At 67.3% G+C, this 24,597-nt stretch carries 17 protein-coding genes; 7 read left to right on the top strand and 10 right to left on the bottom strand.

The window, feature by feature from the left end:
- The first annotated feature begins 151 nt into the window (after window positions 1–151).
- Genes VT85_RS25965 through VT85_RS25955 form a run of 3 tightly spaced genes read left to right on the top strand, consistent with a single transcriptional unit; the run spans window position 152 to window position 2,669 of the window.
- Entirely contained in the window at window positions 152–889 is a 738-nt protein-coding gene (locus VT85_RS25965; protein WP_197491323.1) for a DUF3431 domain-containing protein, read from the top strand.
- On the top strand, window positions 886–1,839 hold the full coding sequence (locus tag VT85_RS25960; RefSeq protein WP_068422996.1) for a hypothetical protein: 954 nt from the start codon (window positions 886–888) through the stop codon (window positions 1,837–1,839). Before VT85_RS25965 ends, VT85_RS25960 begins: the two co-directional genes overlap by 4 nt.
- A 35-nt stretch (window positions 1,840–1,874) precedes the next feature.
- Window positions 1,875–2,669: a hypothetical protein gene (locus VT85_RS25955; RefSeq protein ID WP_156513212.1), complete on the top strand. Its 795-nt coding sequence runs from the start codon at window positions 1,875–1,877 to the stop codon at window positions 2,667–2,669.
- A 12-nt stretch (window positions 2,670–2,681) separates the two neighbouring features.
- Here VT85_RS25955 and VT85_RS25950 read toward each other — a convergent pair whose 3' ends face one another.
- From VT85_RS25950 to VT85_RS28850, 9 genes are all read right to left on the bottom strand, one after another.
- Window positions 2,682–3,044, bottom strand: coding sequence for an iron-sulfur cluster assembly scaffold protein (locus tag VT85_RS25950; protein ID WP_068422990.1), 363 nt, complete (start codon window positions 3,042–3,044; stop codon window positions 2,682–2,684).
- 41 nt (window positions 3,045–3,085) lie between these two features.
- Window positions 3,086–4,084 carry a glycosyltransferase gene (locus tag VT85_RS25945; RefSeq protein ID WP_156513211.1) on the bottom strand — a complete coding sequence of 333 codons (999 nt, stop codon included), beginning with the start codon at window positions 4,082–4,084 and terminating at the stop codon, window positions 3,086–3,088.
- Between the two features lie 61 nt (window positions 4,085–4,145).
- The gene (locus VT85_RS25940) at window positions 4,146–8,156 is read right to left on the bottom strand and encodes a glycosyltransferase (protein WP_082859083.1); all 4,011 of its coding nucleotides are present in this window, start codon (window positions 8,154–8,156) and stop codon (window positions 4,146–4,148) included.
- A 25-nt stretch (window positions 8,157–8,181) separates the two neighbouring features.
- Entirely contained in the window at window positions 8,182–9,360 is a 1,179-nt protein-coding gene (locus tag VT85_RS29520; RefSeq protein WP_231871562.1) for a glycosyltransferase family 4 protein, read from the bottom strand.
- Between the two features lie 615 nt (window positions 9,361–9,975).
- The gene (locus tag VT85_RS27195; RefSeq protein ID WP_082859081.1) at window positions 9,976–10,797 is read right to left on the bottom strand and encodes a TolB family protein; all 822 of its coding nucleotides are present in this window, start codon (window positions 10,795–10,797) and stop codon (window positions 9,976–9,978) included.
- 58 nt (window positions 10,798–10,855) lie between these two features.
- Window positions 10,856–14,878, bottom strand: coding sequence for an RHS repeat-associated core domain-containing protein (locus VT85_RS27190; protein WP_082859080.1), 4,023 nt, complete (start codon window positions 14,876–14,878; stop codon window positions 10,856–10,858).
- Window positions 14,879–15,232: 354 nt separating this feature from the next.
- Window positions 15,233–16,600, bottom strand: a complete 1,368-nt coding sequence (tnpC, locus tag VT85_RS25925) for an IS66 family transposase (RefSeq protein ID WP_156513208.1) — start codon at window positions 16,598–16,600, stop codon at window positions 15,233–15,235.
- 217 nt (window positions 16,601–16,817) lie between these two features.
- Window positions 16,818–17,957 carry an NAD(P)/FAD-dependent oxidoreductase gene (locus VT85_RS25920; protein ID WP_068422974.1) on the bottom strand — a complete coding sequence of 380 codons (1,140 nt, stop codon included), beginning with the start codon at window positions 17,955–17,957 and terminating at the stop codon, window positions 16,818–16,820.
- Window positions 17,954–18,454 (bottom strand): LodA/GoxA family CTQ-dependent oxidase, encoded by a 501-nt coding sequence (locus tag VT85_RS28850; RefSeq protein ID WP_068422971.1) that lies wholly within the window; start codon window positions 18,452–18,454, stop codon window positions 17,954–17,956. The genes VT85_RS25920 and VT85_RS28850 overlap by 4 nt, the downstream gene beginning before the upstream one ends.
- 108 nt (window positions 18,455–18,562) lie before the next feature.
- Here VT85_RS28850 and VT85_RS25910 point away from each other — a divergent pair, with 108 nt between their 5' ends.
- Window positions 18,563–19,270, top strand: a complete 708-nt coding sequence (locus tag VT85_RS25910) for a hypothetical protein (protein ID WP_068422968.1) — start codon at window positions 18,563–18,565, stop codon at window positions 19,268–19,270.
- Window positions 19,271–19,658: 388 nt separating this feature from the next.
- Here VT85_RS25910 and VT85_RS25900 read toward each other — a convergent pair whose 3' ends face one another.
- On the bottom strand, window positions 19,659–19,970 hold the full coding sequence (locus VT85_RS25900; RefSeq protein WP_068422962.1) for a hypothetical protein: 312 nt from the start codon (window positions 19,968–19,970) through the stop codon (window positions 19,659–19,661).
- Window positions 19,971–20,909: 939 nt separating this feature from the next.
- Here VT85_RS25900 and VT85_RS25895 point away from each other — a divergent pair.
- The 3 genes from VT85_RS25895 (at window position 20,910) to VT85_RS25885 (ending at window position 24,558) form a co-directional block, all read left to right on the top strand.
- Window positions 20,910–22,385, top strand: a complete 1,476-nt coding sequence (locus VT85_RS25895; protein ID WP_068422959.1) for a replication initiator protein A — start codon at window positions 20,910–20,912, stop codon at window positions 22,383–22,385.
- Between the two features lie 347 nt (window positions 22,386–22,732).
- On the top strand, window positions 22,733–23,602 hold the full coding sequence (locus tag VT85_RS25890; RefSeq protein WP_068422956.1) for a ParA family protein: 870 nt from the start codon (window positions 22,733–22,735) through the stop codon (window positions 23,600–23,602).
- Complete coding sequence (locus VT85_RS25885; RefSeq protein WP_082859076.1) at window positions 23,599–24,558, top strand: ParB/RepB/Spo0J family partition protein; 960 nt, start codon at window positions 23,599–23,601, stop codon at window positions 24,556–24,558. Before VT85_RS25890 ends, VT85_RS25885 begins: the two co-directional genes overlap by 4 nt.
- Window positions 24,559–24,597 lie beyond the last annotated feature (39 nt).

Below are 24,597 nucleotides of genomic sequence, written 5' to 3'. Positions count from 1 at the left end.
GTCGAGGCCGACGTTGACGAGGGCTGGATCCGACGTGCACGCGATCGATCGTTCCGGGGCCCCTCGCCGAGACGAGGATCCCTCCCGACCTCCAGGGGCGACGTCTCCCTCGCCGCCCTCCCGAGGGGCGCCGCCCGAGCGTCGCCTCGTCGTGTCCCGATACAGGGAAGACCTCGCCTGGCTCGCATGCGTCGAGATGCCGGTGATCGTCTATTGCAAGGACCCGGGCTGCGCCGAACCCGGGCACGTCCACCTCCCCAACGTCAAGCGGGAGGCCGGATCCATGCTCCGCCACATCATCGCCCACTACGACCGCCTGGCCGACTGGACGTTCTTCGCGCAGGGCGATCCGTTCGACCACGCCCGCGACTTCCTCAAGCGGCTGGACGCGCCGTACGACCGGCCGACCTCCCTGACCCAGCGTTACCTGCGCCACCATCCGCCCGCCGAGGTCAAGGCTCGCGACAGGGTCGAGACGGTCGGGCGATTCGAGGTCCGCTACGGCGACGCGACCCTGAAAGGGCACGCGATCGGCTCCGAACGGGGCTGGTACAACCCCGCGACGTGGTCCTACATCTTCGAGTGCCCGCGTCCCGAACCGCTCTGGTTCGGATACGGGGCGATGTGGGCCGCGCCCCGCTCGGCGATCCGCGCCCGCCCCCTGGCCCTCTGGCGCGACCTGTATGACGTCTGCGACTCGGCCGTCGGCAAGACCGGCGAGGATTGGACGGACCCGCCGATCAATCCCTGGACGATGGAGGCGTCCTGGTACTACCTCTTCCAGGACCCCGCGATCTACCCGCACCGTCGGCGTTGGGGCGAGACGTCCCGGCCTCCGACGTCCGGGGCCGTTCGCGACCGCTCGAAGGAACCGGAGGGTCGCGCATGACCACCGCGTTGGTCGTCCCGAGCTGCCGCGAGGCGCAGCTCGCCGGATTCCTCGACGCCTGGGGGTCGGCCCGCTTCTGGGACGTCCTGGTCGTGGTCGAGGACGGCCCGGCCCGCACTTTCGACGTCGATACGCCGCACCATTATTCGTGGTCCGAGATCGACGCCGAGCTGGGCGGCTCCTCCTGGATCGTCTCGCGCCGCGACTCGGCGATCCGCTGCTTCGGATTCTGGAAGGCCCATCGGATCGGCTGCCGCCACGTCGTGACGCTCGACGACGACTGCCTCCCCCTGCCCGGCCGGGATTACCTGTCCGAGCACCTCCAGGCCCTGCACGCGACGCCGCGATGGTCCGAGAGCGTGCCCGGCCTGCGGACCCGCGGGCTCCCTTACGACGACCGGGGCGTCCTGCCGAACGTGATGCTCAACGTCGGCCTGTGGACGGGCGTCCCGGATTTCGACGCCCCCCACCAGCTCGTGAGGGGGACCATGACCGACTTCGTCCCGCCGGACGACGGGCGGGTCCTGCCGCGCGGCCAGTATGCGCCGATCTGCGGCATGAACCTGTGCTTCCGGCGGGAATTCGCCCCGCTGGCGTACTTCCCGCTCCAGGGGGAAGGGTGGCCGTACCGCCGATTCGACGACATCTGGTTCGGGGTGATCGCCCAGAAGGCGTGCGACCACCTGGGCTGGCAGATCACGATGGGCCGCCCGTGGGTGCGGCACGCCCGCGCCAGCGACGTCTATCAGAACCTGGTCAAGGAAGCCCCGGGGATCGGGTTCAACGAGCGATTCTGGCGGGTCGTCGACGCCGTCGACCTCTCGGGCTGCGCGACGCCCTGCGAGTGCATCCGGCGGGTGGGCCAGGACCTGGCCCGCGGGGAGGTCGACTACCTGCGACGCCTGGGCGGGGCGCTCCGGGAATGGTCCGAGCTGTTCCCTCCGAGCTGACGAACCTTTTCGGACTTTCGGAGGTCGTCCCCCTCATGGGCGCGAGCGTCTACGCCGTCGTCTCGATCTACGAGGACCACGGGCTGCTGCCCCACTTCCTGGAGCACTACGACCGGCTCGGCGTGCGCCGGACGTTCGTCGTGGTGCGCACGCCGACGCGCGGCGCCCTGGCGGCCAGGGCCGCGGAGGCGGCCGCGGGGCGGCCGGCCGCGGCGACCTGGGTCGAGTGCGACCGCTTCGCGGACCCCGAGAAGGCGGCGGTCGAAGAACGCGTCCTGCGCGCCGCCGGGGTGGACGCCGACGACTTCGTCATGCGGCTGGACCTGGACGAATTCCACGAGTATCCGGCGCCGCTGGCGGAGGTCGTCGGGCCGCTGGGCCGACGTCGGGACCGGGCCGTCCGGGGCCGCCTCGTCGACCGCGTGGCCGAGGGGGGCGTCCTCGCGCCGGTCCGCCCCGATCCGGACCTCGGGCTCCAGTTCCCGATCGGATGCGAGCTGACGGGCGGCGCGCTCGGCGGGTGGACCCAGAAGGTCATGATCTGCCGCGCGGGCGCCAGGCTGCGGGGCGGCGTCAACCACGACGCCCTCGGCGTCTCCTACGAGCCCCCGCCCGCGGGCCCCGGCGACGGCTACCTGGTCCATCACTTCAAATGGACCGAGGGGGTCGCGTCGCGGCTGCGGTCGAGGCTCGGCGAGGCGGACGTCGGGCCCGAGTACCGGCGCGAGTGCCGCCGGTTCCTCGAGCTCGCGGGCGGGGCCGGCCGGATCGACCTGTCCGACGCGTCGTTGCTCGCCCGGCGGCTCGGCCCCCTGGCCCGCCCGGCGTGACGGCCGTGCCGCTCACGCGTCCCCCTCCAAAGCCCGATGCAGGGCCGCGACGGCGAGCACGGGGCAGTGCAGCTTGTCGGGAGGGAAGCCCTCGAGGGCCTCGGAGAGGCGTTCGGCGGTCAGGGCCCGACATTCGTCCACGGTCCGCCCGACGACCATCTCGGTGAGCATCGAGCCGGCGGCGATGCTCGCGCCGCAGCCGTAGGTCTGGAACCGGGCGGCGGCCACCGTCCGGCCTTCCAGCCTCAGGTGCAGGGACATGAAGGGGCCCTGCCCCGGGCTGCCGGCCAGGCCGACCCGGTCGGGGGCCTCCAGGGCGCCCGAGTTGCGCGGATAGGTGAAGTGGTCCATCAAGACGTCCGAAAATCGACCCATCGGCGATCCTCCCGGGACTTCGCCGGCCCTCCGGCCGGGGTTCAGAGGCGATCCAGCAGCGTCTCGACGCACGGGAACTCGCGGACCCATCGGGAGAGGTCCCGGCGGGCCGGGCCCGGCCCGCCGAAGTAGAGGCTCCGCGAGACGCCGTCGATCACGGCCTCCAGCGCCTCGACGTCCGCATCGAACGGGACGTCGATCTCCCCCATCAGGCCGAATCGGAACCCCTCCGCCGGCTCCGGCAGGGCGAGGCCGCGCTCTCGCAGGATCTCGGCGAAGAGCTCGTGGTGGGACCTCGCCCAGTCGTCCCAGGTCCGGCCCTGCACCGGACGGCCCCGGGCGAGCTTCTCCCGGTGCCGCGAGGCGACCAGCTCCTCCAACGCGTCGGCGTCCCCGGCCGGGTACAGGAGGACCTGGGGCGAGCCTTCGAATTCGGGCACCATGCCCACGCCCGCCGGGGCGATGACCGGCCGGCCGCTGCCCAGGCCCTCGAGCAGGCTCATCGGCCCGCCCTCCACCGTGGCGGGGATGAGCACGTAGTCGACCCTCTGGTAGGCCTCGCGGAGGGCGTCCTCCTCGAGCAGGCCGCCCGTGGCGACCAGCTCGACGAAATCCAGCCTCCGAAGCCGTTCCACGAGGGCCATCCCCTTCCGCGGGTGCTCGAGCCGGCCGACGACGCCGAGGACGAGCTTGGGACGGAAGCGGTAGTAGTCGAACCCCATCGGCACGTGGGTCGCATGGAGGACGCCCCGATCGCGCAGCCAATCCGCGTAGAGCTTCGACATCGAGACGCAGTGGTCCATCCGACGCGCCCGGTCGAGGAACCCCGCTTCGTCCTCGACGTGGGTGAAGAAGCCCACGTCGAGGCCGCCGCTCGGCGCCTCGTAGAGGGCGTAGTTCACGTAATAGGCGATCCCCCCCGAAAGCGGCCGGGGCCGCCACGGCGCGAAGGTCGCGTACGGGAGCTTGGACGCCAGCTTCCGCGCGAGGGAATGCAGGACCCATCGATCCGTGGGCCCGACGATCTGCACCAACGTCATCGCCGCCTCCCGACTCGTCGGATCCTCCACCGCGACGCCGCAAGCCCGGCGGCCGCCGCCGTCATCGTTCGAGGCGGCCGAGCTCCTCCAGGGCGGCGGGGTCGTCCGGCGCCAGGCGGAGGGCGTCGAGCCAGGCCGCGGCGGCCTCCGACGGGCGTCCCCCCCCTTTGAGGGCGTATCCCAGGTGCAGGTGGGTCGACGCGTGATCGGGGCGGAGCCGCAGGGATTCGCGGTAGCAGCCCTCCGCCTCCTCGTGGCTCCCGAGCTGGAGCTTGAGCGTGCCCAGGTTGTGCCAGGCCGAGGCGTCGTCGGGGGTCCGCCCGAGCAGCCGACGGATCGCCTCCTCGGCCTCGGCGGCCGCCCCCGCCTGGAAGCGGAGCTGGCAGGCCCAGCGCATCGCCTCCAGGTCGTCGGGGCCCTCGGTCGAAGCCGCCTCGCTCCAGCGCAGGGCCTCGGCCGCCGCGCCTCGCGCGAACGCGGCCCGGCTCCGCATCAGCGCGGCCTCGGTCCGGAGGGACGGCCGGCGCCCCATCTCGTCGGCCAAGGCGTCGGCCCTCGCGGGATCGAGGCGGATCAGGACCTCGCCGAGGCCCCGCCACCCCGGCCGGTAATCCGGCATCTCGTCCGCGACGAGCCTCCACTGCCGGGCCGATTCCTCCAGCCGGCCCAGGTCGGAGAGGACGACGGCCAGGTTCTGACGCGCCTTGAAACCCGCCAGGCCGCGGTCGACGCTCGAGAAATGGCGGTCCTCGCGGACGGAGAGGGCGTCCCGGTAGGCCTCGGCCGCCTCCTCCAGCCGCCCGAGGTCGTGGAGCAGCACGCCTTCGCGGAACCGCAGCTCCAGGTCCTGCGGGAACAGGGACCTGGCCGAACGGCTCACGTCCAGGGCCTCCTCCATGCGTCCCCGCCTCATCTCCGCGTGGAGCAGGAGCGCGTACGCCTTGCGCAGGTGGGACTCGCCCGGGGTCGACGCCGCGATGCTCCGGCGCAGGAACCCGGCCCCCTCCTCGAAATTCGAGCCGTCGACGTGCGTCATGCCCAGGTTGAACAGCGTGAACGGATGCTCGGGGCGTTCCGCCGCCTCCAGCGCGAGGATCCCGAGGTCGCGCGCCCGCTTGCGCTCCTGCGCCTGCGGACTTTGGTCGGAGCCGGCGTGGACGACGTAGAAGTCCGTCCACGCCACGTCCCCACCGGCGCGGCGGATGGCGGGCAGGATCTGCTCGTGGATCCGCCCCTCGAACCGGAGGTCCGGCCGGTTGCGGAAGAGCTTCACGTGGTCCACCGCCGTCACGTCGGCCTCCCCGTCTTCGCCGCCGCCCGGGCAGTGGACCTGCATGACGAACCCCAGGATCGACGCATCGGGCTCGCGGCCGACGACGAGCCCCCTCATCCCGCGGCCGCACTCGGGCGGGATGACGTCGTCCGAGTCCATCCAGAAGATCCATCGGCCGCGGGCGTGCTTCAGCGACTCGTTGCGGGCCGCCGAGAAGTCGTCGCACCAGGGGAAGCGGAAGAGCCGGCCGCCGTAGTCCTCCACGATCTCCGGCGTCCGGTCCGTCGACCCGGTGTCGACGATCACCATCTCGTCGACCCAGGGGCGGACGCTCTCGAGGCAGGCCGGCAGGGTCCCGGCGTTGTCGCGGACGATCATGCACAGGGACAGCCGCACGTCGGTCCGCTCCAGGAGGAGGCCCCCCCGGGGCGTCGCGACCGCGCGATAGGGCCCCGGCGACTTCGAAGCCGGGGCCGGAGGCGTCGCGGGATCGGCCGCGGGCGGATCGCCGGAAGGTCCCGCCGCGTCCGCCCATTTGGCCCGGAACTTCTCCCCGTTCTCGCGCAGGACGGCCTCCAGGTCGGCGCCGACGCCGAGGAACGTGCGGCTGCCGAAATGGTGCACGAACGCGTCCCGCGCGATCACGGCGCGGAAGCCCGCGCGGATCGCCCGCAGGCAGAGGTCGTCGTCCTCGAAGCAGCCGATCCCGAATCGCTCGTCGAGCGAGCCGACGCGGTCGAGCACCTCGCGCTTGATGAGCAGGCAGAAGCCGATCAGCCGATCGGTCTCGAGCGTCTCGCCGTCGCGGCCCCTCCCCCAGTCCCAGGCGAAGCCGTCGAGGTCCGAGAGGTCGTCGTAATCCACCTCCACCTGCTGCTCGCTGCCCACCCGATTCGAGCACGGGCCGACCAGCCCGACGGCCGGGTCGCGGTGCAGGGCGCGGAGCATCCGCCGGAGCCAGCCGGTCGTCGGCACGACGTCGTTGTTGAGGAGGAGGACCTGGCGGCCCGACGCGGCGGCGATCCCCTGGTTGGCCGCGGCCGGGAAGCCGAGGTTGGCGTCGTTGCGGATCAGCCGGACGCCGGGCAGCTCCTCGACGTATTCGGGGGTCCCGTCGGTCGAGCCGTTGTCGACCACGATCAGCTCGAACGGCTCGTCGGTCAGGCGGAACACGCCGTCCAGGCACAGCCTCGTGTAGGGCAGCTCGTCGCGCGCGACGACGACGATCGAGGTGAGTCCGAAGTCCGGCTCGGGCCGCGGCCGCGCGCGGACGAGGTACTGGTACGCGTAGAACTCCTCGGCCTCGGCCTCGGACAGCCCGCCGACGTGCAGCCCGCCGATGCGGACCTCCCCCGTCCTCCTCGGCCGCTCGGCCCCGTCGCCGGGCCCTTCCACGTAGGCCATCGACTCGATCTCGAAGCCGGCGCGGAAGAGCAGCTTCTCGACCTCGCGGCGCGTGAAAAACCTCAGGTGGGTTCGGTCGAGCAGGCCGGCCGACTCGTAGGTCCAGTTGCCCCGCAGCAGCGACCGGACCACGCTGTGGTGGCGGACGTTGGGGACGCTGGCGATCAGCCGGCCGTCGGGCTCGAGCCAGCGCCTCGCGCGGGCGAGCCAGCGGTCCGGATCGCGGAGGTGCTCCAGGACGTCCCCGCAGACGATCGCGTCGAACGGCTCGGCTTCGAAGTCGAGGTCGAGGGCCTCCAGGTCGCCGACGTGGACGCGGTCGAGACGCCCCCGCGCGGCCGCCGCCGCGGCCTCGTCGACTTCGACGCCGACCACCTCGACCCCGCCGCGAGCCTTGAGGGCCTCGCCGAGCCGCCCCGCCCCGCAGCCGGCGTCCAGGATCCGGCGGGCCCCGTCGGGGACCAGCTCGACCAGCTCCGGGCGGGCGTGCCCGAAGTAGGACCGCTCTTGGAACCCCTCGCGACCTCGAGGCGCGGCGAAGCCCGGCGCGACCGCGGTCGGCAGGGCTTCGGCCGCGGCGAGGATTCGTTCCATCCGGTGGCGGTAGGTGTGGCCGCGGACGACCTCCGCCGCCCCCGCCGTCGCGACCTTCTCGCGCAGCGAGTCACGTCCCAGGTAGAAATCGAGCTTGTCCAGCAGCTCCTCGGCGTCGCGATACGTCGCCAGGTGGACGCCGTCGCGGAAAAGGTCCGGCAGCCCCCCCTCGTCCAGGGCGTCGGTGAGCAGCAGCGACCCGCTGCACAGGCCCTCGAAGACCCGCATGTTCACGTCGCCGGCCAGGCTGCGGTTGAACACGACCCGCGCGGCCGAGTAGATCCGCGCCATCTCCTCGAAGTAGGCGTTGCCGACGAAGCAGGCGGGGCGACGCCGGCGGAGCAAGTCCAGCAGGTCCGCCCTGGGCCCCGGGAAGACGTGGCCCACGAACGCGAAGTCGTACGCCTTGTCGACCTGCTGACGGCCGTGGACCTGGGGGTCGCAGGCGAGCGGGAGCCAGGAGGCGGTCGCGACGCCCGCCGACTTCAAGGCCTCCGCGCCGTCGCGCTGGGCGGCGAACGTCAGGTCGCAGGCCGCGGCCTTCTCCAGGCATCGGTCGAAGTCCAGGTGCGTGTCGATGGCCCACCAGGCGGACGGCCTCAGGTCGGCCGGCGCGGGGTAGCCCATCCCGTCGTCGACGTACAGGTGGAGGTCGAACCCCGCGCGGGGGACGCGATCCAGCTCGGCGGGCGTGAAATGCTCGACTTCCGCGACCTCGGCCAGCGCGCGGCGGCAGTAGGTGCCGGTGGTCTCCGGGCGATGGGTGTCGTCGTAGATCAGGGCGACGCGGCGGATCGACATGGCTCGGCCTCGACAACCTCCGGCTTCAGCGCCGGGTGACCTCGCGCGGCCGCCGCTTCAGGAGCGGCCGGTAGTGCTTCTCGATGATCACGTCCCAGGAGTAGTGCTCTTCGAACCGCCTGCGGCCCGCCCGGCCCATCCTCGCCCTCGCCTCGGGGTCGTCGATCAGGGCCTCGATCTTCCGGGCCAGGTCGTCGGGGTCGCCCGGCTCGCACAGCAGGCCGGTCTCCCCGTCGAGGACGGTGAACGGCAGTCCCCCGATCCGGCTGGCGACGACCGGACGTCCGGCGGCCATCGCCTCCACCGCCGTGCGGCCGAGCGCCTCCTGGGCGATGGTGGGGAAGACGACCACGTCCGCGCCGCGGAACCGGCGCGGCAGGTCCTCCTGGGACTGCCACCCCACGCAGCGCAGGAACTCCTCGTCGCCCGGAGCCGGGTCGATCGTGGCCTCGAGGACGAAATCCTTGCGTCGCGACCAGAGCCGACGGCAGGCCTCGTGCACCACGTGGAAGCCCTTCATCGGCTCGTCCGCCAGGCCGGCGAAGAACAGCGCGCACCGTCCGTCGGCCCACGGCTCGCGGGGTTCCTCGGGCGCGGGCCAGGGGAATCGGGCCGGGTCCATGCCGGCCGTGACGACCCGGACGTCCTTCGCGTAGGGGGCGACCATCGCCGCCGTCGGCGGGTTGACGGCCAGGACCGCCTCCGCCCCGGCGAAGGCCCGCAGCAGCCTCTCGTGGTACTCACGCGTGCCCACCCCGCAGAACTCCCGTTCCGCCTGATGAAGCGCACCCGAGAACCGCCCGTTCTCCATCAGACAGTTAGAGCACTCCGCCGGGTCGTCGAGTTGGTTCAACCCGCACTGGGCGAATCCGCCGCCCGGCTGCGGCAGCAGGCGGACGTTGTTCAGGGGGCAGAGGCACTCGAGCGCCTGGAGGCGGAGGATGTAAGGGTAACCTCGCGCCGCCTCGGCCAGCAGCGGCTTGACGTTCCAGCTGTCCGTGACGACGACGCAGTCCGGGTCGAACGCCGCCACGGCCCGGCGGAACCGGTGCTCGACCGCCGGGAGGTTCCACTCTTGTTCGTCGAAGTCGAGGATCTCGCTGGGATACGGCAGGTCGCCCGCCACCCGGCCCACACCCCAGGGTTCGAATCGGGCGTAGACGTGGCGGACGTCGTAGCCGGCGAGGCTCAGGATCTTCGCCAACTCGAAGGTGTGGACCGTGCCGCCCCCGGTCGACGGCCAATTGAATAAAAACGATAAGATCGCCACTCGGATTGTGCCCGGGTCGTCGATCCATTCTGCGCCATGACCGTGGAACTCCGACCCTACCCCTCCGATGGCGTAGAGAAAGTCTCGATTGATAAGGGCGGGCAGGCATCCAGGGTCCATGGCGAGGGCGTCGGCCAAAAAACGGACGGCCTCCCCACGGTGCCCCGCGATGACGGCCAGAACAGCCCTATCATTTGCAACGCGGGCACACAGACCGGTCTCACCTGATGCGGCGGCTCGGCTTTGGAGCGAAGTGTAGAAACGGTCTGCATCATCGTACTGGGCTCGCGATGCAAGCTTGCAAGCGATCTTATAATCCTCAGGACTCAATCCAGCCTCTAGTTCTGGTACGAGCGCAGGAGTCTCTGCTCGGACAAACCTTAGCTGATTCTCATCACTCATACTCCGCATTAATCAGGACGCTCCACTAAATCATCGAAGCTGAGACTCGTGGACATGGGGGCGGCGGCGGGATCGACACGAAACAAGATGGTTGGCCACATTCTTTAGGACTCAAATTGTGCGTGACTGCCGAACAGGTGGATCTAATCACCGCAGTCGCGACAGTTTATCGGATTTCAGATCAACTTGATAAATCTCCACAAAAGTGTCGCCTCGTGCCAAGCTTGAATACACAATCCTTTCTCGGTCGCGATCTAGGACTGCGAACGAAGTGACACCTGGCGGCAGCTCAACTACTTCAGGCTCCTTGCCAATCTTCTGGACTATCATTTTGCGATATCTCTGAAAATCGTACGTCCCCACTCCAGGCACATCTATCGACGATCCGGACGCGGGAATGTTCTGGGGGCCTCCGCCCTTAACGAGTCCCGTCCCATCCAGATTAACATGCCACCAATCAGCCGATCTCGCCATCCCGGACGAAGGGTATATCCGCACAAAATACACCGATGCGCAATCACCCGAAAAACCTTTTGGATAATCAAAGAATTTACCACTCGTCAGCTGCCTCTGGCCGCTGCCATCACTCGACATGATCCATAAATGCGCATACCCCGCTTCCTCTTTGGAGTAGACTATCCACCTGCCGTCGGGCGAGCACACTGGATGCGATTCGAACTGTTCATCATGCGTCAACCTATGTAGTCCATGATAACCGAACTCATCCCACGAGTAAATATCTCCGTGACCTGATTGCGGCGATGAAAAGACGATGGTCCCCATCGCGGCGCAGACCGCAGGTGCTCCCCCGTCAAACTGCTTCGTTTCTTGAAACCGCGCCCAGCTGTCAACGCCCGGATCACAACCAATCGAGGCCACTACAGCAGTCAGCAGACTAACGATCGCAAACACCCGTCCACATGACGCTGCAACCTCGGAGGATCGGCCGAAAATGCCAAAACTCAGCATCCAAACCTCCTAAATGATCTCTGGTTATCTCCAGCAGGTCATAGACAAACGGACGAGATCACTCCCAGGGCATCCTAGGGCTACCGCAAAGCCCCAACGCGATCGATGCAGCTGCAAGAGTACACTGCCTATATCGGTATTGGGTGTCGTCGAGACCGTACTCCGCCTGGCACTGCCATACAAATGCATCCTTGACTTGATCACACAACGCCAACGTGCAATGTCTCCAATTACACCACCCGGAAATATAACCACTTCCGATGCAGCAATCGTGGCGCTGACACGCGGCATCGACGATGTCGACCGGCTCCCGAGGATCCATGAACGGCGGGCACGCCGCCTGCTTTGACCAGCCACAGAAATTCCCATAGCCCCACCCTAAGAACAACCCGGAGGGGTCGACCTTGTTCACATAGTTACCACGCGTATATCCATACGGGTCGAACATCGCAAACGCGCCAATTGGATCAACGGATATAAATCTACCCGAAAGAGGATCGTAGAATCTAGCTCTCGCGAGATACAACTCAAGACCATCAACGATGGCATAGCCAACTCTCCCAGCGAATCGATATCGATTCGTGGAAGAACCGCTGGAATACACGAGCTTTCCAGAAGCGGTGTAGACATAGGAATCAGTTAAGGACCCCGCCTTGAGCAACGCCCGAACGGAACTAAGCCCATCAAACAAATAATTCGTTGTCGAACTACTACTTCGACTCGATATAACATCGCCATAGATCTTGGGAGCAACCGTATAAACCACTGGGCTACCGCTACCGACAACCTCCTCCACTACTACATTTCGGTTATCCCAGAGGAACTTTATGGATTGAGAAGCACTACGCTGCTCGACTCTGTATCCGTTTCCATCGTATACGAACGACACCCTCGCCCCGGATGGCTGTGCCACGGCTCCTAAGTAGCCCCGCGGGTCCCAAATATTTGTATAGCGTTGGCCTGAGGAGGTGATGCGACTCCTCAGGTTCCCGGAACCGTCGTAGGTGATCGTCGTGACACCCGTCGAATCTGTATACCTTCTGATCTGGGCTGCCGCATCATAAGCGTAAGTCGTGCGTCCCCCGACGGAACGACTCAAGATCCTGTTGCCAACGAGGTCATAGGAGATCGTCTCGGAGAATGCGTTCGCGCCGCTCCTCCGTTCACTGACCAGGCGGTCCGAGCTGTCGTAGCTCCACGAAACACGATCGCCCGAGAGTTCAACCGAGCTCCGCTTATTACCCATATCATCATATGAATACCGATAACTTGACAACGTGGTGCCTGTGTTGCTATAGTTACTCAACCTTGAAAGTCTGCCCCCGTTGTCGTAAGCGAAGGAGGTCTGACGATCATTTCCCGAAAGGATACGGATCTCGCGACCAACCAGATCGTAGGACCAACTGGTAATCTCTCCCGCAGGATTCACCATCCTTCTCGTCGATCCTGTCGCATTGTATGAGTAGGCGAAGGTTCCGACTCCCTGAACAACCATGGACAAGCGCCTCCCCGCTTTATCCCACACATTACTAACGGTGTAACCTTTGGAATTTGCCATCCGCTTCACTTGGCCGCCCGTTTCGTAGGTCCAGGATGTTCGGCCGTTCCAATCCGCGAGCACGAGCCTGCGTCCGTTGGCATCGTAAGAGATCGTCAGGCGGGAACCGTCATTATACTCGCAATTCACCACTCGACCGACGGCATCATATGTGTAGCTTGTCCTGACACCTCTTCCATCGATCTCGCTTACCAAATTGTTTTCCGGATCATATGCATATGTCGTGCGACGTCCCAACGGGTCGATAGTGCGGATTTCCCGTCCAATCTTGTCGTAGACTACGCTGCTCCGCTGACCGTTCGCCTTGACGACCGACGCCAATCTGCCGATCTTATCATAAATCCTAGTAGCACGCGCATTATTAGGCTCAATTACACTTATCAGCCGATTGGCACCGTCGTATGAGGACGTGGTAATTCTTGACAGAGGATCAACGCGGCGAATCTCGTTTCCAACCTTGTCGTACGCGTATGAAGTGCGACCTCCGATCGAACTTACATTGGCAAGGCGTCTGTTCAATTTATCCAGTACGGCAGTCGTAATAGCCCCCAGAGCGTCCACAACTCTTTTCAGGTTACCTGCCTGATCGTAAACGTAGGTGGTCCGAGCCCTAACGGGATCTACGCTGACGACCAAACGGTTCGCCAAATCATAAATATTTGTATACATAGCCCCAGCAGCATTAGTAGTCCGCCTAATATTACCCGCTGGATCGTAAGACAAACTTATCCGCCCCTGAGACGAGTCCAACGCCACTACGGGCCGATTCAAAGCATCGTAACTCGTAGTCGCCACATCGCCCGCTGGATTCTTAGCACTGATCAAGTTACCAACAGAATCATAAGTATAGGTCGTCCGCTTGCCCGCAGCATCGATCCTTACCAACTGGTCTCCAGTAGGACCGTAGATCATTGTGGCGCGTCGGCCGACCGGGCTTATGACGCTGATTAGACGACCGGTTAGGTCGTACGAGTAGCTTGAGCGGCCTCCCAGAGGGTTGATTTCCGCCGCCAGCCTGTTTACATCATCATACATCGTCGTCCATATGTTACCCAGCTGATCTACGGTACGTCTGGGCTGGCTATTGACGTCATATGCGTATGACGTCCGATTGCCAAGCGGATCGATGTCTGCGGCAGAGCGTCCTAAGGCATCGTAAATCCGAGTCGACCTCCGCCCCAGTCCATCAATAACGGCTGCAGGTCGCCCGTGTGCGTCGTACGCGTAGCTGGTACGCACACCGTACGGGTCGATCACTGCAGTACGGTTGCCCTGGCTATCCCACATCAAAGTCGAGACATTTCCCCGCTCGTCGATCACGCGACGCAGCCGCCCCTCCGCTCCGTAGGCTAGCTGATAGGTCCCGGCCGCCGTCTGCACCGACGATGATTGGTAAACTCCCGTACTCGTCTCGACGTATCCGAACGTCGTCCGCACCCCTCGGCCGTCCGTGACGCGGGTCAGGCCGTAGGACGAGAACGAGTCCCACTGATAGCTCGTCCGGATGCCCAGGGGATCGATCGTCGCGACCGGCCGGGTCCGGCTGTCGAACGTCACGGTCCACCGGCCGCCCCGCGGGTCGATGATCGTGGTTCGCGGCGGGCTGTACCCCGACGTCAGCGTCGTGATCTGACCCGTCGGCAGGCGGAATGACTGGAACACCGCCGGCTCTGCCACCTCCATCGGCAGGGTGTAGGTGAACGTTGTGCGGTTGCCCAGGGGGTCGATTCTGGCGACCATCCGATTCTTCGCCGTCCCGCTACCTGACGTGGGGACGTAGGCGAAACTGGTGACGCAGAGCGCCGGCGTTGTGATCCGCGCCAGGTTATCGTTGGCGTCGACCGTGAAGGTGAAGATCCTGCCCCCCGGGTCCTGCACCCGACGGATCATCCCCGACGGAGCGTGCGTCAGCGTCGTCCTGCGCCCGAACGGCCCTTCGATCGAGCGCATGCGGGTGTAGACCTGGTCCCACGTCAAGGTCCAGCGGACGCCCGCGCGGTTGCGGATCGTGCGCAACGCCCCCGTCGCGTCGTAGTGGTACGAGGTCCCGTCCTGCTGGGTCTCGGCCCACTCGCCACCGGGGGCTCCCGTCAGCGTGCTGCTCACTCCGTCGAGCGGTGCGTAGGACGGCCCGGCACCGATCCGCTCGTAGTGGTCCACGCGGATGGGCGTCAGTATGGTGGCCTCGTCGTCGTACCACTCGATGGCCCTGTGGTAGGGCATCGACCAGCTCTTGCCGAACTCAGTGAGCTCGACGCTGGCGTTCTTGTACCGCAGCACGAGCGGGAGGTCGGCGGGCGAGCCGGCGGGGAACCCCCAATCGACCATCAGGAAGAGGTGGCCGAGGTCCACCCTCCCAGCCCCACCCGGGATGGTCAGCATGCCCGACGCGGCCCCGTAAGGCAGCGGGGCAAGTCCGCTCAGGCGGCCCAACGCCGCCTGGATGCGAGACAGGACCATGTCCCCGGTGCCCTGATTATTTGATTGCATCATCATCCTCTTAATTATGGCTTCGACGAGCATCCTCGTCGACGTCCGCCGTGGCCCCGCCCGTCGTCGCCCCCGTGCGAATGCGCCCGTCTCGGCTCACCATCCGATCGCGGTTCCGCCCCGGGGCCCCCCGAATCCGCCCCGGGGCCCCCGAATCCGCCCCGGGGCCCCGGGCCCCCGCCGGGTCCGCCGGAGCCGCAGCACCCCTTGGGGAACGATGAGCATGGGCAGGGGTCGGCGGGCGAGGCCATCGTCGCGTCGCCTCGATTCTGAGCCCCCGTATCCGGCGAGGAGGTGGTCCCGGATACGCCTTGAGTGCAGTTAGGCCCGCCCATCTTGTACGGCATCGTACGCTCTCCGTAACTGATTAGCGCTCCGGCGTCCGTCTCAGGAGATCGGGGGGGCGGCGGGGTGGGTGATGCGGACAATGTCATCGAGCAGGTCGGGGGCCGGGAGGGTCCTCGACAGGGTCCGCAGGACGCTGGTCCAGGCCTCGAAGGCTCGCGTACCTCGCGCGTTCTTGGTGCATTGCGACGTCTTCCGCGCGATCACCGCCGGCCGCAGCGCCCGCTCGGCGCGGTTGTTCGTCGGCTCGACCCGGGGGTCGTCCAGGAACCGCACCAGGGACCCCGCGTCGTTGCAGCGGCCCAGCTCGTTCAGCAGCCGCTGGTCGTCGCGGTCCCGGAGCGTCCGGTCGCGGAGGTGGTCGGTCAGCGCGAATTTCAGGCGTCGCACGCGTCCGGCGAAGTCGGCCGGCGGCGGACCGGCGCGGCGTTCCCGCCCGAGTTCCAGGGCCCGTTTCAGCAGGTCCTTCAGCCGCTTCGCGAACCGACGGGCTCCTCGCGTCTTCGACTCCAGGACCTCCGAGATCGACCGCAACGCGTGGGCCAGGCACTTCTGCTTCTCGACGCCCGCGAAGGCCTCGGCGTCGTAGACCCCGGCCCGGTCGGTGATCATCACGCCCCGGTAGTCGGCGGGGATCCGCTCGCGGACCTCCTCGTTGCGGTGCCGCGGGCGGACCTGATAGACGGTCGCCGCGTCGGTCTCGAAGACCATCAGCCACCTCGGCGAGCCCCCTTCGCGCCAGCCGGTGTCGTCGGTGTGGACGAAGGGCGCCTCGCGGACGGAATCGCACAGGTTTCGATACGTCGCCCCGATCGCCCCGGCGGCCTTCTTCAGGGCGTCGAGCGTGATCGCCCCCTGGGTGAGGCGGACGCCGACGAGGGCCTCGAGCAGGGCCGGCAGCTTGCGGACCGGCACGCCCAGGCCGTAATGGAGGAAATGGGCGGCGGCCAGGATCCGCGGGCCGAGCCGATGCGCGGTCGCGCCGCGTTGGTCGGCGGCGAGGTCGGGGTGGCGGCCGCGGGCCGTCGCCTTGCACCGCTTGCAGCGTCGGACGCCGACCCGGAAGAGCCGCACGCGAGGCCTGACGACTTCGGGCAGGTCGGTGATCGAGGCCTCCTCGACCCGGCCCTCGTCGAGTTCGCCGCCGCACTTCGGGCACTCGGCCTCGACGACGGGGACGTCGATCGGCGGCTCGGAGAGCGTCTCGGGGGCGGGGGCCTCGCGGGTCTTGAACGACCCCTCGCCGGGCTTCCGGCCGGGCCGCTTGGGATCGGCCTTGCGCGTCCCCTTCGAGAACGGCGCCGCCTGCCGCTTGCCCGACCGCTTCAGGGCCTCGATCTCGGCCTGGAGCTTCAGGATCAGGGCGATCAGGGCGTCGCGATCCAGCTTGGCGAGGTCCGATTCGCTCATGACCACCAACCTAAGCCGCCGGAAAACCGAGGGCAAGTGGGTCGATAATCAGTTACCGCTCTCCCAGAACCTGAAAATGAGTTCGTTATATCGGGACTTGTGCTTAATTTTGTTGCCACCGCCGTGCAAGTCAATCGAAAATCCGAGTTTTCGGACATAATGACCTGGGTCGGCTTGCGAGCCTGTCGGAACGGACGACCGCGACGACCCTGGTTTTTTAGGAAACGGTCAATCCGCCGGGCGAAGGGCGTCCCGTCCGCCGTTCCCAGAACGGCCGCCCTCGCCAACGTCGCTCGCGCGCGTAGAATCGGGCTCGCTCCGCGAGGTCGGCGGCGAAATCGGACGCCACCTGGAGAGAGTAGCGACTCAGGGCCCACGGATCCCCCCGCAGGTGGGCGTCGACGGCCCGGGCCGCGTCCAGGCCCGAGCAGAGGGCGCGATGAATCCCCTGGCCCGAGAGCGGATCCAGCGTGGCCGCGGCGTCGCCCGCGGCCGCCCGGCCGTCCCAGGCCGGCCGCTTGATGAGCGTGGTGTTCGCCAGGACCATCCCGGGCTCGATCAGGACCCTCCGGCCCTCGAGGCGGCCACGCGTCTCGCATGCGCCGTGCAGGCGCACGCGCCAGAGCGCCCCCCGCGCGGCCCGGCCTTTCGGGACCATGTCGGCGTCGGTCATGAAGGCCGCCGCGACCTTCCCGCCCGGGATCGGCGCCGTATACCACCAGCCGTCCTCCGCGGCCTCCACGAGCGTCCCGCGGTCCTCCATGCCGCTTGCCTCCAGGAAAGCGACGAGGCCGACCAGCCGGTCGACGACGAGGCGTCCGCCCCCCAGCCGCCGGACCGGCGACGAGGCGCGCCCCGTGGCGTCGACCAGCGCCCGGGCCCTCAACCCGATCGGCCCGTCCGGCGAGGCCGCCACCAAGGTCCACCCGCCGGCCGGGCCGCGCCCCAAGGAGAGCGGCCGAGTCGCCGTGAGGACCCGCGCCCCGCGGGCCGCAGCCGCGGCCGCCAGCATGGCGTCGAAACGCGCCCGGTCGACCGCCCACCCCGGACCGACGGGATTCAATATAAAATCATGATATTTTAATGCATGTTCACCCCAAGCGTACGCGACGCCCGGGGACGGCGAAGGGCCGCACGCGAGGAAGCGGTCCCAGACTCCCAACTCGGCCAGGGGCGTCCGCACCTCGGGCGGCAGCGCCTCGCCGACCCGGGCGGAATCGTACCGCGACCTCTCGACGACCACGACCGACCGCCCGGCTTCGGCCAGAGCGATCGCCGCGGCCGCGCCGGTCGGCCCGCCCCCCAGCACGGCCACGTCGGCCGCATATGAGGCCGACGGCGGTCGCGGCCGGCTCACGGTCCCAGCGACTCTTCGTCGCGATCGACCTCGACGAAGAACGGCGCGTCGTTCCCCTTGTCGACCACGACGCCGAGGCGGTCCCACTTGTCCACCATGTCCTGGAAGTCCTCGCCGAGCCCGCGGGCCCAGGGCACCATCTCGGTCGCCCCCACGGCCGGGAAGACGTCGTCGGGACGCTGGGCGGGCCACCAAGCCAGCCGCCTCAACCTAGGCCCGGAGGTCTCCTCCCAGCGGCAGGCCATGAAGTCGGCCTGCCACGGCACGGCGTTGGCCTGCGTAACCTCGCCGGGCAGCACCGCTCCGTGCGAGAGGCGAAACGCCTCGCCCTCCTCGTACCGCGACGCGTCGCCCAGGATGGAGTCGCCCGCCTCGATCCCCGGATAGAGCGGGCCCCCGACGCACGCCTCCAGCGCGACGCGGTCTAGGGCGTCGGTGAGCGGCTCGTCGTCCGCGCGAGGCCGACTCGCATCGTCGCGGCGGCCCGGAAGTCGCAATCACCAAGAGCATAATCGCGGATTCGTCCGCCATCTACGGCGTCGCGGCCCGCCGTCCGGATCAGCCCGCAGGGGCGATGCGGCGACGCGACGGGCGAGTCTGAACCCATGTACCATGAACGCCTCGACGGACCGTCGCCCTCGTTGGACGCGATCCAGCCGGTCGTCATGACCTGTGCGCGCGATACGTCGCTGATGCGCATGTTCGTCGAGTCTTACGCCCGACGGATCGCCGACGCCCTCCCCCCGCCCCTGGCGTCGGTCGACCTCACCGCCGCGGTTACGCTACCCGGCGATTACGTCTCCCTGCTCCACCGCCTCGGCCCCGCCGCCGTGGCGATCCATCCCCGCCTCGGCGACGCCACCGACTTCGAATCGATCAACGACGCGGCCTACGCCGCGCTCGACCATGGACTGAACGGGTTGGGCCGTCGCGAATGCCTCTTGTTCCTGGAGGACGACGTCGTCTTCTCCGGCCGATTCATCCCCTTCCTGGCCGGCGTCCGACTGGCTCCCGACGCCGGCCTGTACACCCTCTACCAACCGTTCGGCGGCTACGGGTCCGCCGTCGTACCGACCCGACGCTTCTTCGGCACTCAGTGCCTGATGATGCCGAAACGGGCGGTGGAGGTGGTGCTCGAAGATCGAGGGAAGTCTTCGGAATGGCCCACGCTGACCTACGACCTGCGGTGGGCGCGCTCGCTGGCGCGACGCGGCTACAAGCTCTACGGTTCGCTCGAGTCGTACGTCCAGCACGTGGGCGGGATTTCGCGATACGGATCCGAGTCCCACCGTTCGGAGACGTTCGTCGAATGACCGCCCCCGCCGGCGGATCGTCGCGGCCCGTCATGATAATTCACGCTGGTCCGTCCGTCAGCCGACCCGGTTGACGTTCGATTTGTGGCAGTGCTTCGTCCAGGACCTCTTCGGCGATCCCGCCGATCTTCCGCCCTCGCTGGGAGGCCGGCATGCGGAGCCGGAAAGGACGTCTTCGGAGAGGTGGATCCGCCGCCCTTCCAACTCGACCTCGGTCGTCGCGCCGGCCTTTCGGCTGCGGACCCGACGCGGGGTCTTCGCTTCGGCCGTCGGCATGGGCCAGGTCGTCGCCCCCTGGCCCATGCCGACGGCGTTCGGTTCGTCGAGCGACGTGGTTTGAACGACCTGCCCCGCCCCTAAACCTCGGGGGCGGGGCCTGCTCATGCACTCAGGCGGCCAACGACCCATCGTCGGCCTCGGCTCTCATCGCGGCGGCGATCCGCTCCAAGGCTTCGGCCGCCTCCATCGGATCGACGCCCGCCTTTCGTTCCACGGTCACCTTGAATCCGACCTCTCGAAAGACCCGGACCGCCCGCGCCTTGCGCGCGGCCGGCTTCGAGCCCTTCTTGCGAGGCGTGGACCGGGTCTCCTTGATGATGTCGGCCCGGCTCAGCCCGTGCCGGATCGTCGCGTCCGCGATCCGGACCTGTTCGTCCGGGTCGGCCACTCGCGAGATTGCGTAGGCGGTCGTCGAGGACAATCCGCCTTGGTCCACCTGCTCCTGGACCGTTTCGGGGAGAGAGAGCAGGGTCGTCGCCTACGAGACGCGGCCGCGGGAGATGGCCAGTTCCTCGGCCGGCTTGCGGACCGACCAGTCCTTGGCGTCCATCAAGGCCCGGTAAGCCCTGGCCTTCTCCATCGCGGTCAGCTCTTCTCGTCTTCTCGCAGGCAGTTTTCGACCAACTCGTCGGCGAGCCGGTCGGCCAGATTGGCGTCGATAAGGCGGGCGACGCACCGCTCGGCCTCGGCGGTCCAGCGGACCTGGATGGGTTGAAATTGCCTTGGGTCCTCAGCGACTCCGCGATCCTGGCGAGGGCTTCGTCTTCGATCTCTTTTCGGGGCTGGTTGGGGTCCTGGATGACGCGGCCTACCTCGATCTCCATAGCATCGAGACGGGACCTCCATGTCGCGGCGGCCCAACCCACTCGTCGTCCTCTCTGGACGGGTTTCCCTGGGAAACGCGCGTCGAGCCGACTTGCGTTTCCCGGGGAAATCACGGGGAACTCGGCGGGGGGCTACCGCAAGACCAGGTGTGGGCCGTGAGGACGCGACAGCGAGGCCGCGACGCCGCCACAGCCCGAACCCAGCGGAGGTCCATCGGCGACAGACATTCCCGGCCGACTCCCGAGACGTACCGCAAAATAGAGGGTGGAAATACCGCAAACCGGGGAGTGGTAGGCCGCAAAACGAGGGGTGGTCGGCACCGCAAATCGGGGAGTGGGTTTACCGCAAGACGAGGTGCGGTCCCACCGCAAGACGAGGTGTGGGTCTACCGCAAGATGAGGGCGGTTTTCAACCTCTAACTCATTCCACATCTTTGACTTTCGGAACCCCAACCTATAACCTCTCAACCTATAACCAGAAGACAACAACCTCGAGAAATTGGTTGTTGCTCTTTTCGCACCAGGGACGCACACCGATGGGAACATACGAGGCCTCCACAGCGACGTCGGCGGCGTTCGCCGCCCCCCCGGATCTCTCGCGGAACCGCGAAGGCCGCGACGAGATGAACCTCGCGGAGTATCCCATCGCGCTGCTCTCGGACCGCGCCCCAAACAAGTTGAAGACGGTCGTCTACCACGACAAGGACGAGACGCTCACGATCACCGGCAGTGACCTGTTGGGGCTTCCCACCGCCCTCGACGTTGATGTCATCATTGGCCTGCTCCACCTGACTAAGGTCAAGTCGAACTTTCAGAGCACCCAGGTCCATTTCACCCGCTACGAGCTTATCCGTCTGCTCGGCTGGCCGGATCGGGGCTACTACTACACCCGACTCACCGAGTCCTTGAACCGATGGGTCGGGGTGACGCTGATCTACAAGAAGGCGTGGTGGGACAACGAGACGAGGACCAAGGGCAACTACAGCTTCCACATCCTGGAATCGGCAACTGTTATCGAGCAGGAGCAGAGGCGCGGGTGCCAAGCCCGGCAGATCCCCCTGCCCTTATCCTCGGTGCGCTGGAGCGCCGAGTTCTTCAAGAGCTTCCAGGCGAACAACCTCAAGAAGCTCGACCTCGGCCTGTACTTCTCGCTGAAGAGCGCCATCTCGAAGCAGCTCTACCGCTTTCTCGACAAGCGGTTCTACAAGCGGACGGAGTGGACCTTCGATCTCAGGACGCTCGCGTGCGAACACGTGGGGATGAGTCGCAACTACGAGTGCTGGCGGCTCAAGCAGAAGATCCAGCCGGCCATCGACGAGCTCACGGCGGTGGGATTCCTCAAGCCCATGGACGCCGATGCCCGCTTCAAGCGGGTCGGGTCCGGGCAGTGGACGATCACGCTGGTCAGGGCCAAGTCGGCGGCGCGGGGCATCGTGGAAGGATCGCCGGAGGACGTCCCCGAGGCACCAGAGCTGGAGCCGAATCCGCTCGAGGCCGAACTCGTCGCGCGCGGGATCTCGCCGAAGGTCGCGAGGGAGCTGGTCGCCGGATACCCCGAATCGCGGATCCAGCTTCAGATCGAACAGGTCGACTGGGTGAAGAAGAAGGGGAGACGAAAGATCGTCGACCTCGGCGCGTATCTCGCCCAGGCCGTCCGCGACGACTACGCCCGGCCCGATGGGTTCGTCTCGAAGGCCGAGAAGGCCGAGCGGCAGAAATCCGAGCTCGAGCGCAGGAGGCGGGAGCAGGCCGAGGCCAGGCGAAAGCAGGAACTGGCCAGGCGACGCGAAAAGGAGAGGGCGATGGTCCAGCTATACTGGACCGAACTCTCCGCAGACGAGAGGGAAGCCTTCCGGGCGGAGGCCCTTGCGAACGCCGACCCTGACCAGCTTAAGGTCTATCGCGAGGTGGAGAGCAAGCGGGGGCCGTTCGCGGAGGCCATGTGGGGATTCATCCGGGACCGGCACGTCCGTAGCAAACTCGGGCTGCCGGCCGAGGAGAACGCGGAGTAGGCCGGATCGCCCCAGGATTCGGCGCGGCACCGTCCTTTTCCGATGGAAGGGCCTTGCCCCCAGCCCGGGCCGACTTCATTGCCAGGGCCGGCCGAGGGGGCTTCTCGCAGCGGCCGTCGGGAGGCCGACCCGGCCCTGCCGAGGGCCGCGAATCGGGGGTTGCCCTGGCGCTGGTTTCGATCGTAGCATCCCCGCCGTGTGCGGAGTGTTTCCCCGGTAAACTTCCTCGAAAGGGGAGGGGGCCGGAATCCCGATCTCTATGGCGTCAGCGCCGGTTTCCCGGGGAAACCGAGGGATCGTCGCCTGGGTTTCCCCGGGAAACACGCTCGAAAATGAGAGGATGCGGCATGGAAGCGACACCGTTCAAGATCTGCCTCGTGAACCGGAAGGGAGGCTGCGGGAAGACCGGCACGACCCACCAGCTCTCCGGGGCTTTCGCGAAGATGGGTTTGAGGGTCCTGCTTGTCGACATGGACCCCCAGGCGAGCCTGACCCAGGGGTTCTTCGGGCCCGAGGCGACCGAGGCGGTTCCGCGGGGCCGGTCGATCGTCGCGTTATTCGACGACGCCTACGACCCCGACCCAGACGAGATCCTCGTCCCGACGCCGTGCGAGGGCATTACGATTCTCCCAGGGGCCAACGCCCTCGACGACTTCAATACACCCAGGCCGACCGAGGCGGGGCCGCTCCAGACGGCGGTGAAGAGCTTCCTCAGGGAGGTCGAGGGCCGCTTCGACGTGGTCCTCATCGACTGCCCCCCCAACTTGCACCTCTGCAGCTGGAACGCGCTGCTCGCCGCCGACTTCGTGATGGTCCCCATCCAGCCCGAGGACTTCGGAGCCCAAGGCATCGTCTACGTGCAGAGGGCGATCGACCTCGCCCTGCAGAAATACAACCCGAACCTGCGGATGCTGGGCTACCTGGTCACGCTCCGGCAGAAGCTCGCCCTGCACGACGCCTACGAACAGCAGCTACGCAGCCTTTACGGCGAGCAGGTCTTCGAGATGAATCTGACCCAGAAGAAGGACTTCAAGGAGGCGATCTCCGAGCGGGTGCCGATCCATTTCCTCCGGCCCAAGTGCGCCGCGGCCAAGGAGATCGGCGCCATCGCCGAGGAGATCTTAAGGCGGATCCCTGCGGCGCGTTCCAGGCCGCCCGAGTTCCTCCATTTCGAGAACCGCGTCGTCGTCCAGGAGAACAGGAAGGTGGCGTCATGAGCATGAACATGAGCCGAGCCGAGAAACTCGCCAGCCGGCTGGCCGGCAACATGAAGGAGAGCCTAGGTGTGAGGCTCATCGCTTCCGAGCCGCAGGCCGCCGTCGCCGCTCCGGGCGGCATCCCGTCGGCCAGCCCCGAGGAGGGTCGGACGCGGGACCGCCTCGCGGGGCACATGGAGATCGACCGGATCGCCCCCGACCCGGACCAGCCGCGGAAGTACTTCTCCGAAGAGTCCATCGCCCAGCTTTCGGCCAGCCTCCAGCGGACCGGCCAGCTCCAGCCCATCCGGGTGCGCTGGAGCGAAGAGCACGGCAAGTGGATCATCATCAGCGGTGAGCGCCGCTATCGCGCGGCCCTGCTCGCGGGACTCAGGACGGTCTCCTGCGCCTTCACGGACAGGCCGCTCACCGAGAGCGAGATCCGCCAGGAGTCGCTCATCGAGAACCTCCTCCGCGAGGACTTGCGGCCGATCGAGGCGGCCAACGGCTACCGGCAGATCATGGACCTGAACGGCTGGACCATGCAGCAGGTGGCCGAGGCCCTGAACGTCTCGAAGGGGGCGGTGAGCAAGGCGCTCTCGCTGCTCAGGCTCCCCGAGGACGTCCAGGAGCAGGTGGAGCAGGGGGTCATCTCGCCGTCGTCCGGCTACGAGGTCAGCCGCCTCAAGGACGAGCGGGCCCAGCGGGAGCTGGCCGCGCGGATCGTGGGCGAGGGGCTCAAGCGCGACGACGCCGGGGCCGCCGTCGGCAAGGCCGCGAGGCCGAAGGCGAAGAAGGAGAGGGCGGCCGGGGTCGTCGAGGCCGGGCCCACGACCACCAGGACCTTCGCCGTCGCCGACGCCAGGCTCACCATCACCTGGTCGAGGAGGTCGGTGGAGGCCCGGGACGTCGTCCTGGTCCTCGAGGAGGCGCTCGCCCAGCTCAGGGGCCGCGGCGTCGAGAGCGACGCCGCCTGACGGCCGCCGGGTTCGGCGGATCCGCGAACGCGGTCGGAC

Origin of the sequence: Planctomyces sp. SH-PL62 (genome assembly GCF_001610895.1) — a bacterium.
GTDB lineage: Bacteria > Planctomycetota > Planctomycetia > Isosphaerales > Isosphaeraceae > Paludisphaera.
This window is presented reverse-complemented; position numbering and strand designations above follow the sequence as displayed.